17 protein-coding genes and 1 pseudogene are annotated in these 14,638 nt (G+C 70.4%); 7 read left to right on the plus strand and 11 right to left on the minus strand.

From position 1 onward, the window contains the following. Nucleotides 1-82: 82 nt before the first annotated feature. The 6 genes and pseudogenes from ACFYQ6_RS23320 to ACFYQ6_RS23345 form a co-directional block, all read right to left on the minus strand. Nucleotides 83-877 carry an ATP-grasp domain-containing protein gene (locus ACFYQ6_RS23320; protein WP_388764686.1) on the minus strand — a complete coding sequence of 265 codons (795 nt, stop codon included), beginning with the start codon at nucleotides 875-877 and terminating at the stop codon, nucleotides 83-85. Nucleotides 878-971: 94 nt separating this feature from the next. Further along, nucleotides 972-2,423 (minus strand): family 43 glycosylhydrolase, encoded by a 1,452-nt coding sequence (locus tag ACFYQ6_RS23325; RefSeq protein ID WP_388764688.1) that lies wholly within the window; start codon nucleotides 2,421-2,423, stop codon nucleotides 972-974. Further along, the gene (locus ACFYQ6_RS23330; RefSeq protein ID WP_361577851.1) at nucleotides 2,405-3,376 is read right to left on the minus strand and encodes an arabinan endo-1,5-alpha-L-arabinosidase; all 972 of its coding nucleotides are present in this window, start codon (nucleotides 3,374-3,376) and stop codon (nucleotides 2,405-2,407) included. Before ACFYQ6_RS23330 ends, ACFYQ6_RS23325 begins: the two co-directional genes overlap by 19 nt. Nucleotides 3,377-3,641: 265 nt before the next feature. Beyond that, nucleotides 3,642-4,829, minus strand: coding sequence for a cytochrome P450 (locus ACFYQ6_RS23335; RefSeq protein WP_388764893.1), 1,188 nt, complete (start codon nucleotides 4,827-4,829; stop codon nucleotides 3,642-3,644). 32 nt (nucleotides 4,830-4,861) lie between these two features. Further along, on the minus strand, nucleotides 4,862-6,151 hold the full coding sequence (locus ACFYQ6_RS23340; RefSeq protein ID WP_361577848.1) for a cytochrome P450: 1,290 nt from the start codon (nucleotides 6,149-6,151) through the stop codon (nucleotides 4,862-4,864). A gap of 133 nt (nucleotides 6,152-6,284) precedes the next feature. Continuing rightward, nucleotides 6,285-6,475, minus strand: a pseudogene (locus ACFYQ6_RS23345) (IS5/IS1182 family transposase); the annotation flags it as partial. Nucleotides 6,476-6,684: 209 nt separating this feature from the next. On the opposite strand from ACFYQ6_RS23345, the gene ACFYQ6_RS23350 reads away from it, so the two are divergent. Continuing rightward, nucleotides 6,685-7,065 (plus strand): hypothetical protein, encoded by a 381-nt coding sequence (locus ACFYQ6_RS23350; protein WP_388764691.1) that lies wholly within the window; start codon nucleotides 6,685-6,687, stop codon nucleotides 7,063-7,065. A 238-nt stretch (nucleotides 7,066-7,303) separates the two neighbouring features. Here the strand turns inward: ACFYQ6_RS23350 and ACFYQ6_RS23355 are convergent, their stop codons facing one another. Continuing rightward, complete coding sequence (locus ACFYQ6_RS23355; RefSeq protein ID WP_388764693.1) at nucleotides 7,304-7,657, minus strand: hypothetical protein; 354 nt, start codon at nucleotides 7,655-7,657, stop codon at nucleotides 7,304-7,306. A 91-nt stretch (nucleotides 7,658-7,748) separates the two neighbouring features. On the opposite strand from ACFYQ6_RS23355, the gene ACFYQ6_RS23360 reads away from it, so the two are divergent. Beyond that, on the plus strand, nucleotides 7,749-8,249 hold the full coding sequence (locus ACFYQ6_RS23360; RefSeq protein WP_388764695.1) for a hypothetical protein: 501 nt from the start codon (nucleotides 7,749-7,751) through the stop codon (nucleotides 8,247-8,249). On the opposite strand, the gene ACFYQ6_RS23365 is transcribed toward ACFYQ6_RS23360, so the two are convergent. Both ACFYQ6_RS23365 and ACFYQ6_RS23370 read right to left on the minus strand, forming a co-directional pair. Beyond that, on the minus strand, nucleotides 8,221-8,913 hold the full coding sequence (locus ACFYQ6_RS23365; RefSeq protein WP_361577836.1) for a hypothetical protein: 693 nt from the start codon (nucleotides 8,911-8,913) through the stop codon (nucleotides 8,221-8,223). The two genes, ACFYQ6_RS23360 and ACFYQ6_RS23365, sit on opposite strands and share 29 nt — an antisense overlap. A 120-nt stretch (nucleotides 8,914-9,033) precedes the next feature. Next, nucleotides 9,034-9,651: a proteophosphoglycan 5 gene (locus tag ACFYQ6_RS23370; protein WP_388764697.1), complete on the minus strand. Its 618-nt coding sequence runs from the start codon at nucleotides 9,649-9,651 to the stop codon at nucleotides 9,034-9,036. Between the two features lie 103 nt (nucleotides 9,652-9,754). Here ACFYQ6_RS23370 and ACFYQ6_RS23375 point away from each other — a divergent pair, with 103 nt between their 5' ends. After that, a complete protein-coding gene (locus tag ACFYQ6_RS23375) occupies nucleotides 9,755-10,021 on the plus strand; it encodes a hypothetical protein (RefSeq protein ID WP_361577830.1) in 267 nt (88 codons plus the stop codon). 332 nt (nucleotides 10,022-10,353) lie between these two features. On the opposite strand, the gene ACFYQ6_RS23380 is transcribed toward ACFYQ6_RS23375, so the two are convergent. After that, nucleotides 10,354-10,914, minus strand: coding sequence for a TetR/AcrR family transcriptional regulator (locus tag ACFYQ6_RS23380; protein ID WP_388764700.1), 561 nt, complete (start codon nucleotides 10,912-10,914; stop codon nucleotides 10,354-10,356). A gap of 110 nt (nucleotides 10,915-11,024) precedes the next feature. Here ACFYQ6_RS23380 and ACFYQ6_RS23385 point away from each other — a divergent pair, with 110 nt between their 5' ends. The 3 genes from ACFYQ6_RS23385 to ACFYQ6_RS23395 all read left to right on the plus strand — a co-directional run bounded on the left by ACFYQ6_RS23385 (nucleotide 11,025) and on the right by ACFYQ6_RS23395 (nucleotide 13,766). Beyond that, nucleotides 11,025-11,711, plus strand: coding sequence for an SDR family oxidoreductase (locus ACFYQ6_RS23385; protein WP_361577824.1), 687 nt, complete (start codon nucleotides 11,025-11,027; stop codon nucleotides 11,709-11,711). Between the two features lie 52 nt (nucleotides 11,712-11,763). Continuing rightward, nucleotides 11,764-12,765 carry an NADP-dependent oxidoreductase gene (locus tag ACFYQ6_RS23390; protein WP_361577821.1) on the plus strand — a complete coding sequence of 334 codons (1,002 nt, stop codon included), beginning with the start codon at nucleotides 11,764-11,766 and terminating at the stop codon, nucleotides 12,763-12,765. 95 nt (nucleotides 12,766-12,860) lie between these two features. Further along, nucleotides 12,861-13,766 carry a hypothetical protein gene (locus ACFYQ6_RS23395; protein ID WP_361577818.1) on the plus strand — a complete coding sequence of 302 codons (906 nt, stop codon included), beginning with the start codon at nucleotides 12,861-12,863 and terminating at the stop codon, nucleotides 13,764-13,766. A 50-nt stretch (nucleotides 13,767-13,816) separates the two neighbouring features. On the opposite strand, the gene ACFYQ6_RS23400 is transcribed toward ACFYQ6_RS23395, so the two are convergent. Next, nucleotides 13,817-14,308 (minus strand): hypothetical protein, encoded by a 492-nt coding sequence (locus tag ACFYQ6_RS23400; protein ID WP_388764703.1) that lies wholly within the window; start codon nucleotides 14,306-14,308, stop codon nucleotides 13,817-13,819. Nucleotides 14,309-14,399: 91 nt separating this feature from the next. On the opposite strand from ACFYQ6_RS23400, the gene ACFYQ6_RS23405 reads away from it, so the two are divergent. Continuing rightward, complete coding sequence (locus tag ACFYQ6_RS23405) at nucleotides 14,400-14,594, plus strand: hypothetical protein (protein WP_388764705.1); 195 nt, start codon at nucleotides 14,400-14,402, stop codon at nucleotides 14,592-14,594. The last annotated feature ends 44 nt before the right edge of the window (nucleotides 14,595-14,638 follow it).

The raw sequence follows: 14,638 nt of genomic DNA on the forward strand, positions 1-14,638 counted from the left end.
TGGGGTTTCCTGGCTGTAGTCGCCACGGCCGCCCCAAAGGTTGCCGGGCACGAGGCCTACGCCCGCGTACCGGGCACGAGGTCTACGCCCGCCGGAATCGCGCGTCCCCCTCACCGATGTCGGCCCGGGGGCCCGCCGCGCGGAGCACCACGTCGAGGGCGCGGGCGGGGTCCCCGGCGTAGACGTTGCTGAACCACGCCATGTTGGCCTCGACCACAGCCCACCGCCCCTCCCCCGCGTCGTCGCTCCCGCGCATCAGGCCGACGTCGAGCACCACCCCGCTCGGCAGGGAGCCCCCGTGCCCCTCGACCAGCCGTGCGGCGAACGCGCGCACCGCGGCCTCGTCCCCGTGGCCCGTGAGGGGCGCGACGTCCAGCCGGCCGTGGACGGCGTACTGCGAGCCGGTGCGTATCTCCCCGTCCAGCAGGTGGAGCCGGAATTCCCTGACCCAGGTGACCACTTCGCTGACCTGCACGAGGGAATCCTCCAGCGGGCTCCCAGGAAGCCGCAGCCGGGCGCCGTCGGCGTACACGGCGGCCGGGAAGCTCTTGTCGGTGGGTGGCTTCACGAAGAGCGGGCCCGATGCACGCCGGGCCTCACTGAGCGGGACGCATCCGACGCGGCGGCCGGTGAACGCGTACGGCAGGCCGTCGAGCCAGCTGCCGGCCGGTTCGAGGAGGGCGATCCCGAGGCCGCCGAGGGCCGAGTCGGCGAAGAGCGGGCCGCCGTAGTAGTGCGCCCGGGTGCCCGGCGGCGGGCCGGCCCGGAGGCCGTCGCGCGGCAGGACGGACACGTCCATGCCGCGCTCGCGCGCCGCACCGGCGAGCAGGGTGGCCGTGGTGGAGCGGTGCGGGGCGAGGGCGAGGAGGTCTGCCATGGCGCCGCAGCTTACGGGCGCCGGGGTCCGTGAGCTCGCGCCGGCCTCCGCGGCCCGCCGAGGCCTGAGCCGGCCTCGGCGGGTCGGGACGGCCTCAGCCGACCGGTGTGAGTTTCCACTGCTGGCAGGTGTTGTTCAGCCAGGTCCACTGCCGTACGTCCACGCCGTCGGCCGTCGAGCAGGTCGCCACGTCGGCGACCTTTCCGGTGGCCTGGTTGACGATGCGCACCCAGCCGGCCTCGGTCGTGACGAAGCGGAAGCGCTGGCAGGTGTTGTCGAGCCACGACCACTGACGCAGATCGGCACCGTCGGCCGCGGAGCAGTCAGCCGTGTCGAGCACCTTGCCCGTCGCGGCGTTCACCAGACGGCTCGTGTCGTCCCCCCTGTCCTCGATGCGCCACCGCTGCTTCGCGCTGCCGTCGCATGTCCACTGCTGCACGTTCGCCCCGTCGGAGGCCGAGCCTCCACTCACGTCCAGGCACTTCCCGGTGGCCCGGCTGACGACGGTGTACGCGGTCGGGGTCGCCCCCGTCTCGCCGGACGGCCCGGCGAGGGTGGTGCCCAGGGCGACGGGTGTACCGAGATTCGGGGTGCCGTCGGAGTTCCAGCCGAACTTCTGCGCCCGCGCCGTACGCCCGTTGTCACAGCCGTCGGACGCCGAGTCGTTGGCGTGGTAGACGATCCAGCTCTCCGTCCCGTCGGGTGAGTTGAAGAAGCCGTTGTGGCCGGGCCCGTAGATCCCGGCGGAGTTGTTCCGCTGGAAGACCGGGGTGGACTTCTTCGTCCAGGAGGACGCGGAGAGCGGGTCGGAGCCCGTCAGTGTGAGCTGTCCCAGCTTGTAGTCGGGCGTCCAGCAGCCGCTCGCGGAGTAGATGATGAACGTCTTCCCGCCACGCTGGAGCACCTCCGCCCCCTCGTTGACCGTGCCACCCGACTTCTCCCAGTCGAAGGTGGGCGTCGAGATGGCCGAGAAGGAGCCGCTGAGCGTGTACGGGTTCGACATCGGCGCGATCACGAGATTCTGTGTCCCGCCTCCGCTCGCGCTCCCCAGCAGGTACAGCGAGCCGTTGAGCGTGAGGACGCTGGGGTCGAGCATCCAGGTGCTGCCGAGCTGGTTCTTGTACGTGTAGGGCCCCATGGGGTCGGACCCGGCGCTCTGCAGCACGTGAACGCGTTGTGTGGGGTTGTAGTCGGTGATGTTCTGCCCGGCCACGTAGTACAGGTACCAGCGTCCGCCCGAGTAGTGCAGTTCGGGCGCCCAGATGTTGCAGCAGCGCGAGGCCGCGTCGCCCTGCCACACCTGCACGCTCGGCGCGGTGGAGAGCCCGGCCAGTGTGGGCGACTTCCGCATGGTGATGACGTCGGTCCAGCTCGTCGACACCAGGTAGTAGTTGCCGTCGTGGTAGGAGATCCAGGGGTCGGCGCCCTTCTGCGCCTTGACCGGGTTGGTGTACGGACGTCCCTCGGCCGCCGACGCCGACGTCGGCTGTCCCAGGGCGAGCGCCAGCAGCAGGGCGCTCAGCAGGGTCAGTAGGCGACGGGCCATCCGCTGCTCCAGTTCAGGAGGTTGACGCCGAGCTTCGGGGTGCCGTTGTCCTGGCCGTCGTAGTAGTGGTAGACGAGCAGGTCGCCGTCGGAGTCCGCCAGGATCGACTGACCGCCGGGGCCGATGTAGCGCCCGTGGGACTCCATGACGGGCGTACCGCCGTTGCTGAGCATGCTGACACCGTTCTTGTCCTTGTAGGGACCGGTGACGCTCGTCGCCCTGCCGACCTTGATCTTGTACGTCGAAGCGGTGCCGGCGCAGCAGGTGTCGTACGAGGCGAACAGGTAGTAGTAGCCGTTGCGCTTCACTATGGAGGGCGCCTCGACGGCCTTGGTGCCGGTGGGGCGTGAGGCGAGCGAGCGCCTGGCGGTGTCCCCGGAGTACTGCTTGCCGGTCGACGGGTCGATCCGGATCATCTTGATCCCGGTCCACCAGGAGCCGAAGGAGAGCCACCACTTGCCGTCGTCGTCCACGAACAGGTTGGGGTCGATGGCGTTGTAGTCGCTCGACGAGTTCGAGGTGTAGACGATCCCGTAGTCGCTCCAGCTGCCGGCCTGCCCTGTGGTGGAGGCCGCGAGCCCGATGGCCGACGTGTTCGAGCCGAAGGACGAGACGGCGTAGTACATCAGGTACTTGCCGCCCCGGTACGAGATGTCCGGGGCCCACGGGTCGGAGGCCGAGGAGTAGTTCTTCCACCAGCTGGGCTTGGTGGTGAAGGCGTTCCCGGAGCGGCCGAAGGCGGTGCGGTCGGTGGAGGTGCGCAGCTGGAGGCCTTCGCCGGTGGAGTAGAGCAGGTACTGACCGGACGAGCTGCGGACCATGCTGGGGTCGTGGACGACGATGTCGCCGTTGACGACACCCGGGTTGGGGTAGGCCGAGGCGCTGCCCGGCACGAGGGCCATCAGGAACGCGGCGGGGAGGACCGCGAGGGTTCTCCTCAGAGTGCGGCTCATGAGGGGACCTCCTTGGGGGGTCGGGGGCTGGGGGGGTGCATTCCGCAGTCGCCGCCGGCCGCGTATGGGTTGCCGCGCGCCGCACGGTTTCACCGAAAGATCGGACGGCGTTCGGCATCCCGGACGAGGAGTCGGACCGGGGCGGCGAAGGGCCGCCCTCCGGACCGCGCCCCGGGGGCCTGAGCCGTGCAGGAGCCACCCCCCGCCGGCCCCGGGGGGCCACGCAGGGCGTGCACGTGTCGCCCCCCGCCGACCTCGGGACCGCTCAGCCGTGCAGCAGCACGGGGAACGCCTCCATGTCGTTCTGCGTCATCACCGGCAGCTTGCGGATCTCGTCGTCCTCGATCGCGAGCTTCAGGTCGGGGAAGCGTCCGAACAGCGCGGGCAGCGCGATGCCGGCCTCGACCCGGGACAGCGCGGCGCCGGGGCAGATGTGGGGGCCGTGGCCGAAGGTCATGTGGCGGATCGGCGTCGGCCGGGTGATGTCGAAGGCGTCGGCGTCGTCCCCGTGCTGGTCGGTGTCGCGCCCGATGGCCCGGTAGGAGATCACCACGCCCTCCCCCTTGGCTATCACCTGTTCACCGACCTGGACGTCCTCGGTGGCGAACCGCATCAGCAGGTGGGTGGTGGGCGTGTCCCAGCGCAGCGTCTCCTCGATCACCGTCTCCCACGGGATCTTCCCGTCCAGCACCATCCGCAGCTGCCCCGGATGAGCGAGCAGCGCGCGGACGGCGTTGAGGATGAGCCCGATCGTGGTCTCGTGCCCTGCCGCCACCATCGCCTTGAGGTTGCCGACGACCTCCTCCTCGGTGAGGGGTTCCCCGCCCTCCTCGGCGAGGATCAGTGCGCTGGTGAGGTCGTCGGTGGGGTGCGCGGTCTTCTCCCGCACCAGTTGCGTGTAGAAGACGTCGAGCTCCGCGAGCAGCGCCAGCCGGTCCTCCTGCGGGGTGAGCATGGAGAAGAACGCCTTGTACTGCCGGGTCAGCATGGGATGCAGCGCCTCGTCCACCCCCATGAGCAGTCCGACCACCTTCATGGGGAGCGGCTGGGCGAACACCGCCTTGAGATCGACGACCCCCTCCTCGCCCCGCTCGGCCAGCGCGTCCAGGAGCTCCTCGGTGAACTTCTCGATGTCCGGCCGGATCGCCTCCAGCCGACGAGGGGTGAGCGCCTGGGAGGTCTTCGTCCGCAGCCGCCGGTGCGCCTCGCCGTCCACGGTGAACATGGAGCGGCCGGCGTCGATCATCCCGATCAGCGGCCAGGCGTGGGTGACCTCCCCGCTCTGCCAGAGCCCCCACGCGTCCAGGTCCTTCACCAGACGCGGGTCGACGAGCAGCCGGCGGGCTTCGGCGTGCCGGGTGACGGTCCAGGCGGGGACCCCGAGCAGCTCGATCCGGGCGAGCGGGACGGAGTTGCGCAGCTTCTCGGTCTCACCGTCGAGGTCCTGGACCATGGGGTCGACGACCACCGTCGCGTACGGGCACTTCACAGCGGGTCTCCTGTCGTGTGTACGGGGGCGAACCGGACGGGCAGCGCGTTCATCCCGCGCAGGAAGGCGGACGGCCGGCGTACGAGGTCCTGTGCGGGGACGGCGAGTTCGAGGTCGGGCAGCCGGTCGAGGAGCACCTCGATCCCGGTACGGGCCATGGTCTCCGCGATCTCCTGCGCCGGGAAGGGGCAGCGGTACTCGCCGTGGCTGAACGCCAGATGCGCCCCGTTGCCCGGGTGGCGTCCGGCTCGGCCGACGCCCATCTCCTGGCGTACGAGCGGGTCCGTGTTGGCGGCGCCGAGCCCCAGCAGGAGCATGTCACCGGCGCGGATGTCCCGCCCGCCGAGCCGGGTGTCGCGGGCCGCCCAGCGGCCGGCGAGGATCTGGGTCGGGCTCTCCTCCCAGAGCACCTCGTTCATCGCTTCCCCGACGCTGCGCCGCCCGCCGACGAGGGACTCGGCGAACTCGTCCTCCGTCAGCATCAGCCGCAGCGAGTTGCTGATCCAGTCGGCGGTGGTGAGGTGCCCGGCGGCAGTGATCGCCATCAGGTCGAGGGCGTACTCCTCGTCGGTGAAGGGCTCCGGGTCGGCGAGCATCCGGGAGGTGACGTCGTCTCCGGGCGCGGCCCGCTTCGCCGCGACCAGGTGCCGCATGTGCTCACCGAAGCGTCCGTACGCCTCCTGCGCCCCGGGGCCGCCGTCGGCCAGGTCCTTCAGGACGCGGGCGATGTCCCTGCCCTCCTCGTCGGGGAAGCCGACGAGCCGGGCGAGGACGAGCACGGGCAGCGGCTCGGCGAAGTCCGCGACGAGGTCCGCCGTGCCCCGGGCACAGACACCGTCGACGAGCCGGTCGGCCAGTTCCTCGCAGTGGCTCCGGATCTCGTTCATGTCCGCTGCCTCGAGCGCGGGGACCACGAGCGCGGAGTGCCGCCGGTGCTCGGCGCCCGCGGTGAAGTAGATGGACGGCATGGGCCGCCCGACCATGGGGAGCAGCGGCCAGTCCTCGGGGATGTGCTCCCACTGGTTCCACAGCCCGACGTCCCGGGGGAAGAGCTCACCGTCGCTGGTGACCTGGTGCAGCTCGCGGTAGCCGATGACGAGCCAGGCGGGAAAGCCTCCGGGGAGCTCGACCGGCACCACGGGTCCGTACGAGTGCCGCATGTCCCGGTACAGGGACTGCGGTTCGGTGTGGAAGGCGGGCCCGCTGAGCGGCACCGGGGCGGTGGCTGTGTGCGCGGGGCAGCTGCCGCCGGACGCGGACGCGGCGGATAAGAAGGGGGTCGTCATCGTACGGACTCCTGGGAGACGGCTTCGCGCGTTGCGGCCATACGATCAACGCGGCCCCACTATAGGGAGGTTGGGTGAAGCTTTGGGGGCGATCGCGACACGGGCGGCCGGACGACGGCCCGCAGCACTCACCGGCCCGGACCTGTTCGGGAGACTTGTTGTGTTCCTGCTTCCGGTCGGACAGGTCTTCGTCCTTGCGTCGGCGGAGTGGCATGACGAGCCCGGTGCCGGGAAAGCCGCCGTCGGCGATCGTCATGGTCCTGCCGGCGGCGGCTTGACGCCGGTTTCCCCGGCATTGCGGTCGTTGCGGTTCCCGAGAGGCCGACGTCACTACGAGCGCGCCGTGCGCACGCTGCGCGATGTCTCGGCCGCCGGATCCGGGACTCGAGCTCGGCTACCGGGGCGATGTTGCTCTGCCCGGAGCCGCGAAGCGCTCGAGGTCACACGCCTCATCACGCAGCAGTCCCGGTGTCATCACTTCGCCCACACCGACGTCATGATGATCCCTCCACGACGCCACACCCCGAGGACCCATGCGTACCAGCATCATCAGAGCGTTCACCGCAGCAAGCTTGCTCGCCTTTCTCACCGCGTGCGGTAGCGGCGGCCCGTCCTACACAGTCCGCTCGGACCGCAACAAGGATGGTTCGGCCATGGCCTACTTGGACCTGCCTGGTGCCACGGCCGAGGAAGCGGAAGCAGCGATCCGCGACTACGCCGGCACTATCGAGGGATCGGAGTGGGTCACCATCCTCATTTCCGATGACTCCGGCCCCGAGGGCAAGCTCATATGCAGCGCCACCTGGATGAAGAACGCCAAAGCCGCGCAGAAATGGAGCGGCGGTCGCTTCACGTCCGAGACGTGGCCCGGTCTCGATGTGCGGTGCCCCCACGGCCGCCGAGCGGGCATCTGATCTGCTGGTATCGGAGGGAGCCGGGCGAAGTCTGACGCCCGCCGCTCCTTCCGCGGCGATGTCTCCGACGCTCGCTGAAGGCTGCCCCGCGAGTGCGGCCGAGCCGTGACGCAAGACCGGCTCGTACAGTCAGGCGCACAGGCGCGAAGGGCTCAGGCCGACTCGGTCGCGCCGGATCCCCCCGCCCCGGAGGGCTCAGGCCGACTCGGTCGCGCAGGATCCCCCCGCCCCGGAGGGCTCAGGCCGACTCGGTCGCGCAGGAGCCCGCCGGCCCGGAGGGCCTCTGATGCCCGCACTCCAAGCGTTCGCCGACAGCGTCGGTCACTGTGAACTCCAGGACGACCTTGGCCGGGTCACCGTCCTCGTGGAGCCACACCGTGACGCCCTCCCGGCAGACAGCGGTCGAGAAGCAGACATCGATCCCCTCAGCCTCCGGAGCGACCGTGAAGACCTCCCCGGGCTTCAGCCAATAGTCCTCACCGTACGGCTCGACGAAGAGCCAGAGGTCGCTGTCGCCACATTCTCCACAGGCAACCTGCTGCGTCCCACGTGTCCCCCCAAGGCCGTTGTCCTCAAGCATGAACCTCTGCACGCCATCCCCCAAGCCGCACGGACGCCTTCAGGTGTCCCTCGTCCCACCGGCCCTTTGCGGCCCTTTGCGGCCCTGCCCTTAGGCTTGTCCCGTGCACAGAGATCACGGTGACGAGCCTGTCTTCAGACGCTCGCAGTGGGGCACCACCCGATACGTCTACAACGCGCGCAATCCGGTCGGGCGCGGCCTCATCATCGGCTCCCTGCTGTTCGCCGTGGGCTCCCTCTACTACCTCCAGGCGAGTTCGTCCTGGAGCGAGGGCGAACTGCACGACGCCGTGCACTCCGCAGCCAGGACCCTGGAGGCCGAGGATCAGGTGGTCGGCTCCTGGGCGGGCGATTACAGGAGCATGATCCGGGACGCGATCGAGGACAGTGGCGAGGGCCCCTCGACCGGCAGCACGGTGCATGTCTCGGAGGTGGACGACACGTACGACCGGGACGCGGGCGCGTCGGTGGACCGTTTTGAGGTCTCCACCGAGGACGTCGACACCGTCTACTGCCTGAGCGTGTCCCCGCAGGAGCCCGAGTTCACCATGTCGAGCGTCGAGGTGGCCGTCTCCGTCACCGTGAACGAGAACCGCTGCGCATAGACAAGGCCGAGGATTCCCGCTCCTGGGGCAGCAGAGCGCGGACGGTCAGCAACAGCCCGACGTTCAGGACGACTTCCGCGGCGTTGCCCAGCACGGGTATCTGCGCGGCCGCCCCGGAGACCACCACCATCACGGCGGCGGTGACCGCCAGCCAGACGAACCCGGTGGACCGCCACAGCACGATCCCCGCGAAGAGGACCACCAGTCCCGTGACGATGGCCGGCAGCGGGCCCACCGGAGATGCCGCGTCGTTCGTGTAGCGCAGGGTGTCCGCCCAGCGCTCCGTGCGCAGCGTCAGGCCGATGATGTCGTGGAGCACCCCTGCCGCCACAAGGAGGACCGTGAGGCCGACGGCGGCGCCCCGCGCTCCCTTGCGCCGCGTCCACGGCAGCCCGGCGTGGGCGACCGCCGACAACGACCAGAGGACGAGGAGGGGCGTCAGGAGCGCGTGGGCGACGAAGCGGGGAACGCTCAGGGCCTCCAGCAGAGGCCCCGCTCCCACCAACTCCCCCAGGGCGATGACTCCGTTGTCCCAGACGAGCGCGGCACACACCGCCGCCGGCACGACGGCCGTCAGGCCCGGCGCCGTACGCCAGTAGCGCGCGGCGGACACCGCCAGGCACAACTGCGCGATAGCAAGCACGGCGAACACCGACGAGATCACTCAGGACTCCCTCGCACCATCCAATATATTTCAATAATCAAGATACTTGGAGGTTCGCGCGTGCCGAACGGCAGGGTCGCCTGCCCCTGCCGAAGAGAGGAACCCCGCCGAACGACGGGGTCAACCCGCCAGGAACAGGCGGCCCGCCACCGCCCCGGCCTCCGCGTCCCAGCCGCCCGGAACGACGGCGGACACCGCGGCAGTGTCGAGCGCGGCGTCCGCGGCGATCAGCGCGTCGACGGACTCCTGTGACGGTTCCGGCATGCGGGAGTGCCGGGCGGTGGCCACGACGGCTTCACGGGTCCACTCGCTGCTGAGCGCCGGCAGCCGGAAGGCCTTGAACCCGTCCTCGCTCTCGTAGACCGCACGCTTCCAGACGCTGCCGTCGTAGCCGTACACGAAGCCGAGGAAGAGCTGCTCCTCTCGCGCCCGGCGCACGGGCGGCTCCCACCAGCCGGGCGCACCGGCCAGCAGGTCCGTCTCCGGCTCCTCGAAGAAGTCGGACGCCTCGGCGTAGAACGTCTGCGATTCGTTCCGGTCCTGCCCGAGGAGCACGGCGCGCCCCTCGCCGAGATGGTGCAGCTCCGCCCAGCTGCCGTGCCCGTCGTCGTAGTGCCAGAGCGCCCCGAGCGCCCGGCACTGCTCACCGCGCCCTGCGGCGGCCCGCACGGCGGCGAGTGCCGCCCAGCGCCCTCGCATGGCCATCGGGTCGGGAAGGTCGAGCTGCACCAGGGTCACGGTCGGCTCCTCACACCGGACGGTCGACGGTCAACCCCTCGGGTGCCCGGAAAACAACGGCGCATCGGTGTCTCATCGCTCCCACAGGGGGTACGGAGGGAGCATGGCTCTCGTGAAGCGTGTTGCTCTTGCTCCTCGTGCGGTGCGGCAGCTACGGCGCGTCCGCTCGGTGTACGTGGCGGGGATGCTGCTCTCGGCCCTAGGCCTGCTCTCCCTCGACGATTCGGCGGCAGGCGGCCGGCAGGCGGCGATCGCAGGCGCCTTCCTCGCCGTGTTCGCCGCGCTCCTCACCCTGACCGCCGTGCAGTTGTGGCGCCACGGACGGACCGAGCACTGCAGCACGGCGAAGAAACTCACCCGGCTCGTCTGAGATCCGCCGTACGGCCGGCCTGGCTCAACTGAGGTCCGCCGTACGGCCGGGCCCGGCACCGGAGCCCGTTCCGCCGGGCATGAGGGCCGCCACGGTTCACGGCGACGCGCAGGCTCCCGGCCGGGGCTCACCTGGCGTCCGAGGCTGCACCCTCGGACGCCGTTGACGCGGACGACACTGCCCCGTCGGACGCCGAGGACGCGGACACGACACTGCGCCATCGGACGCGGAGGGACGCTCACACAACACTGCGCCATGGGGCGCCGGGTGCACGCTGCCTCCGCCGGCTCCGCCGATCGGCCGGGCTCCCCCGATCGGCCGGGCTTCCCCGATCAGCCGGCTCCCGTCACCGCGGCGTGGGCCGCGGCGAGAATGTCCTCGGAGAGCGGGGAGCCCTTGGTGGCCCGGGCCAGGACGAGCGCACCGACCATGGTGCACAGCCGGGCGATGCCGTCCTGGTCCTCGGTGGCGAGCCGTCCGGCGAAGTCACTCACGCCCTCGGTGTAGACGCGGTGGGCGTCCTCGTCGCCCAGCCCGCGCGCCATGTCGACGGCCAGCGCGGCGGTGGGGCAGCCCTCGGCCACGTTGTCACGGTGCTCCGGGGAGAGGTAGCCGTCGATCAGCGCCTGCTGGGCCGTCTCGCGCGTCCCGCCGTGCTGTGCGAAGCCGGCACCGTGGAGTCGGCCGAGTTCCCCGAACGCGTGGGCGGTGGCCTCACCGATGAGGGCCTCCTTGGAGGCGAACTGCTTGTAGAAGCCGCCGTGTGTCATACCGGCCGCCTTCATGAGGTCGGCGACGCTGACCTGCGTCCCCTGCTCCCGGAACAGCTTCGAGGCGGTTTCCACGACCCGCCTGCGGTTCTCCTCGGCCTGAGCCTGCGATACGCGTCCCATCTGCCACCTCCATTTGGATGTCGACTGGCATCTATCGTACGTCCATGTTTAGATTATGAATGTAATCTAATGAGCACGGCCACTCCGGCCCACCACATCTGGGAGCACCCATGGACCTGAAGAACGCCGTCGCCGTGGTCACAGGCGCCAACCGAGGGCTGGGGCGCCACATCTCCTCGCAGCTCCTGGAGCGCGGAGCGACGGTGTACGCCGCGGCGCGCCGCCCGGAGACGGTGGACCTGCCGGGCGCCATCCCGCTGCGTCTGGACGTGACGGACGAGGAGTCGGTCCGGGCAGCCGCGCGCGTCGCCTCCGATGCGACTCTGCTGGTGAACAACGCGGGCATCTCCACCTCCACGCCGCTGATAGCAGGCGGCCTGGATGCGGTGCGCCTGGAGATGGAGACCAACTTCTTCGGTCCGCTCGCCGTGACGCGGGCTTTCGCCCCCGTCCTGGAGGGGAACGGCGGCGGCGCCGTGCTCAACGTCCTGTCAGTGCTGTCCTGGCTGCACCCGGCCGGCCTCGGATCCTATGCCGCGGCCAAGGCCGCCGCCTGGGCCATGTCCGACGCGTCCCGGGAGGAACTGGCGCCGCGCGGCATCACCGTCTCGGCGCTGCACGTCGCGTACATGGCCACCGACATGGCAGCGGGCATCCCCGCCGACCAGAAGGCCGATCCCGCCGAGGTCGCTGCCCAGGCCCTGCACGGCGTGGAAGCGGGCCTGCCCGAGATCCTCGCCGACGCGACCACCCGGTACGTCAAGCAGAGCCTGGCGACCTCGCCGAACGCCGCGTGAGACGCGGCCGGCGCACCACGACCCCCACCGCACCACGAGTCAGGAGACGACGATGAAAGCCTTCATGGTCGAGCGGTACGGCGACCAGGACGGAGTGCACTCCGGTGAGATCCCCGTCCCCCGGGTCGGCGCGGACGACGTCCTGGTGCGGATCCACGCCGCGAGCGTCAACCCGCTCGACCTCAGACTCCGGGACGGGGCGTTCAAGGCGATCCTGCCGTACCGCCTTCCCCTCGTCCTGGGCAACGACCTGGCCGGGGTGGTGGTCCAGGTGGGGTCGGCCGTCACACGGTTCACGGTGGGCGACGAGATCTACGCACGGCCCCGCAAGGACCGCATCGGCACGTTCGCCGAACTCATCGCCCTCCACCAGGACGACATCGCGGCCGCACCCACCACGCTCACCATGGTAGAGGCCGCGTCACTGCCGCTGGTGGCCCTGACGGCGTGGCAGGCGCTGGTCGAGCGCGCCCGGGTGCGGCCGGGCCAGAAGGTCCTGATCCACGCGGGCTCCGGTGGTGTCGGCACGATCGCCGTACAGCTGGCCAAGGAACTGGGCGCCGAGGTGGCCGCCACCGCGAGCACGACGAAGATCGATCTGGTGAGGGAACTGGGCGCCGACATCGTCGTCGACTACCGCGAGCAGGACTTCGAGACGGTCCTGGACGGGTACGACGTCGTCCTGGACACGCTCGGTGGCGAGACCTTGCAGAAGTCACTGCGGGTACTCAAGCCCGGCGGACAGGTGATCAGCATCGCGGGACCTCCCGACGGGGCCTTCGCCCGCGAGGTGGGCGCGAGCGTGTTCCTCCGGTTGGCGATGAGCGCCCTGAGCCACAGGATCCGGCGTCGCGCCCGGCGCCACGACGTGTCGTACTCCTTCCTGTTCATGCGGGCCGACGGCGATCAACTGCGCGAAGTCACCCGGCTCGTCGACGCCGGGAGGATCCGTCCCGTCGTCGACCGTGTCTTCCCGTTCGACCGGACTCTGGAAGCCCTGGAGTACGTCGAGAAGGGCCGCGCGAAGGCCGGCAAGGTCGTGATCGAGATGTGAGCGAGCAGGGGCGCGAAGCCGTGACGCCAGACGGAAGGCCTCCGTGATCGGCGCGGCCATGTCCTCCGTCGGCCATCGGTATACGCTGCTTGATCATGCGCATATCAGCACGCAAGCCGGCCGTCGGCGCCACCGTTCTCGCCACTGCCCTCCTGCTCTCGGCCACCGGCTGCTCGTCCGCCTCCGATGAGGGTGACAGCGGGTCCAAGCTGCTCACAGGGCTCGGAGCCCTTGCCGAGGACACCCGCGAGAAGCAGGTGTCGTTCCTCGACGCCGACGAAGTACGCAAGCTGAGCAAGGACGACCCGAAGCGGTTCGCCTCCGTCTCACAGCCGAGCAGCCCCCTGCTGAACCCCTACCAGCCCGGCCTGCTGGGCACGAAGTTCAAGGTCTCCCAGATCGACACCGCGGTCGACACCGACGAGGCGGGGCACTGGGAGGGTTCGTTCGACGTGCCGGCGATGACCAAGGCGCTGAAGTCGGGCGGTTACGAGCGGAGCGAGCGGGACGGCGAGGAGGTCTGGTCGCATCCCGAGGGGAGCGGGGCCTCGATCCAGGTCTCGGAGGACGAGATCTCCTACTCGGCCCGGGACTCCGACCCCATGGCGGCCGTCGACCCGGAGGAGGGTGCTTCGCTGGCCGACGACAAGGAGTTCCGGCGCGCCGCCGAGTGTCTGGGTGACGTCTACCGCGCGGACTTCAATCCCCTCAGCTCCCCCAACCCGGTGCGCCTGGCCGCCCTGGGCCAGCAGGCCGAGTCCGCGACCAAGAACACCGAGGTGCTGTGCTTCGTGGTCGAGGACGACGCGGCGGCCAAGAAGCTGGAGGCCGATCTGCGGAAGGTGATCAGCGACGAGTCCCCGAAGTTCGACGGGGCGAAGGTGACCACGGAGAAGGGCGACCAGCCCGTGGTGCGGGCGGTGGTCCCCGACACCGCCGACCAGCGGCCGGGCCGGCTGATCGTCACCGACACGGAGCTGTGGATGGCTGCCGCGAACTGACGAGGTACGTCCCCCTCGGCGTCGGGCCTCATCCGCGGCCCAGGCGTCGCTCAGGACTGGCACTGCGGGTTGAGCGCCCAGACGTAGAGGGCGTTCGCTCCCTGGTTGAGGAGGATGTGCGGCGCTCCCTCGGCCGCCTCGTCCTCCTGACCGGTGTTCCGAGTCCAGCCGTGCGCCTTGCCGAGTGTCGGGGACAGCTCCTCCGGCACGGACGCCCCGGCGGGCTCGGGCTCCCAGAGCCCCTCGACGCTCAACCGCGCCGCTTCCCCGTCGACGAGCCAGACGACACCCTCCAGTTGGTGGTCGGTGGGGCCGGGCGCTCTGCCGTCCACGGTCCCCAGCGTCCGGACGCGCCAGCGGACCCTTTCCGGCTTCCCCGGCAACTCCACGCACGTGGCCAGCCGGGAGGCGTCGGTGCGCACCTCGGGCGCACCAGCCGATTTCATCGGCTCCCCCAGCCGCCCACTCGCCGTGCAGCCGACCGCCGTCGCGACGAGGAGCACCACCGCCCCCACGCCTCTCTGCCTCCGTACCACGCTCATCGACGCCCTCCCCCGCGATCGAAACCCGCTGTCGCTGTCAGGAACGATATCGAGGAGCCGGTGTGTCAGACCTTCGCCCTACAGTTCGCCCATGGACATGAACGACCCGCAACAGGTAGGTATCGCCTTCGCCGAAGCCGTCTACGGCTTCACCGTGAGCGAGGACCCGCCCGACCCGGACTCCGCGCTGGGCCGCGTGCGGGCCTTCACCGCGAAGTACGGCGAACAAGCACTCAGACCGGAGCACTTCACAGCCGCGCGTGAGGGCCGTCCCTTGCTGCCGTGAAGGACGGGCCCGTCGCGCTGGCTCGGCGTCGCGGCGGGCCCTGT

Origin of the sequence: Streptomyces sp. NPDC005494 (assembly GCF_042872025.1) — a bacterium.
GTDB lineage: Bacteria > Actinomycetota > Actinomycetes > Streptomycetales > Streptomycetaceae > Streptomyces.

Excerpts from the sequence above, each read along its gene's own strand:
- ACFYQ6_RS23335 (WP_388764893.1), bottom strand. The coding sequence starts at position 4,829 with ATGGTCCAGGACCTCGACGGTGAGACCGAGAAGCTGCGCAACTCCGTC.
- ACFYQ6_RS23380 (WP_388764700.1), bottom strand. The coding sequence starts at position 10,914 with ATGGGACGCGTATCGCAGGCTCAGGCCGAGGAGAACCGCAGGCGGGTC.
- ACFYQ6_RS23325 (WP_388764688.1), bottom strand. The coding sequence starts at position 2,423 with ATGGCCCGTCGCCTACTGACCCTGCTGAGCGCCCTGCTGCTGGCGCTC.
- ACFYQ6_RS23405 (WP_388764705.1), top strand. The coding sequence starts at position 14,400 with ATGGACATGAACGACCCGCAACAGGTAGGTATCGCCTTCGCCGAAGCC.
- ACFYQ6_RS23375 (WP_361577830.1), top strand. The coding sequence starts at position 9,755 with ATGGCTCTCGTGAAGCGTGTTGCTCTTGCTCCTCGTGCGGTGCGGCAG.
- ACFYQ6_RS23350 (WP_388764691.1), top strand. The coding sequence starts at position 6,685 with ATGCGTACCAGCATCATCAGAGCGTTCACCGCAGCAAGCTTGCTCGCC.
- ACFYQ6_RS23320 (WP_388764686.1), bottom strand. The coding sequence starts at position 877 with ATGGCAGACCTCCTCGCCCTCGCCCCGCACCGCTCCACCACGGCCACC.
- ACFYQ6_RS23400 (WP_388764703.1), bottom strand. The coding sequence starts at position 14,308 with ATGAGCGTGGTACGGAGGCAGAGAGGCGTGGGGGCGGTGGTGCTCCTC.
- ACFYQ6_RS23390 (WP_361577821.1), top strand. The coding sequence starts at position 11,764 with ATGAAAGCCTTCATGGTCGAGCGGTACGGCGACCAGGACGGAGTGCAC.
- ACFYQ6_RS23385 (WP_361577824.1), top strand. The coding sequence starts at position 11,025 with ATGGACCTGAAGAACGCCGTCGCCGTGGTCACAGGCGCCAACCGAGGG.
- ACFYQ6_RS23340 (WP_361577848.1), bottom strand. The coding sequence starts at position 6,151 with ATGACGACCCCCTTCTTATCCGCCGCGTCCGCGTCCGGCGGCAGCTGC.
- ACFYQ6_RS23395 (WP_361577818.1), top strand. The coding sequence starts at position 12,861 with ATGCGCATATCAGCACGCAAGCCGGCCGTCGGCGCCACCGTTCTCGCC.
- ACFYQ6_RS23330 (WP_361577851.1), bottom strand. The coding sequence starts at position 3,376 with ATGAGCCGCACTCTGAGGAGAACCCTCGCGGTCCTCCCCGCCGCGTTC.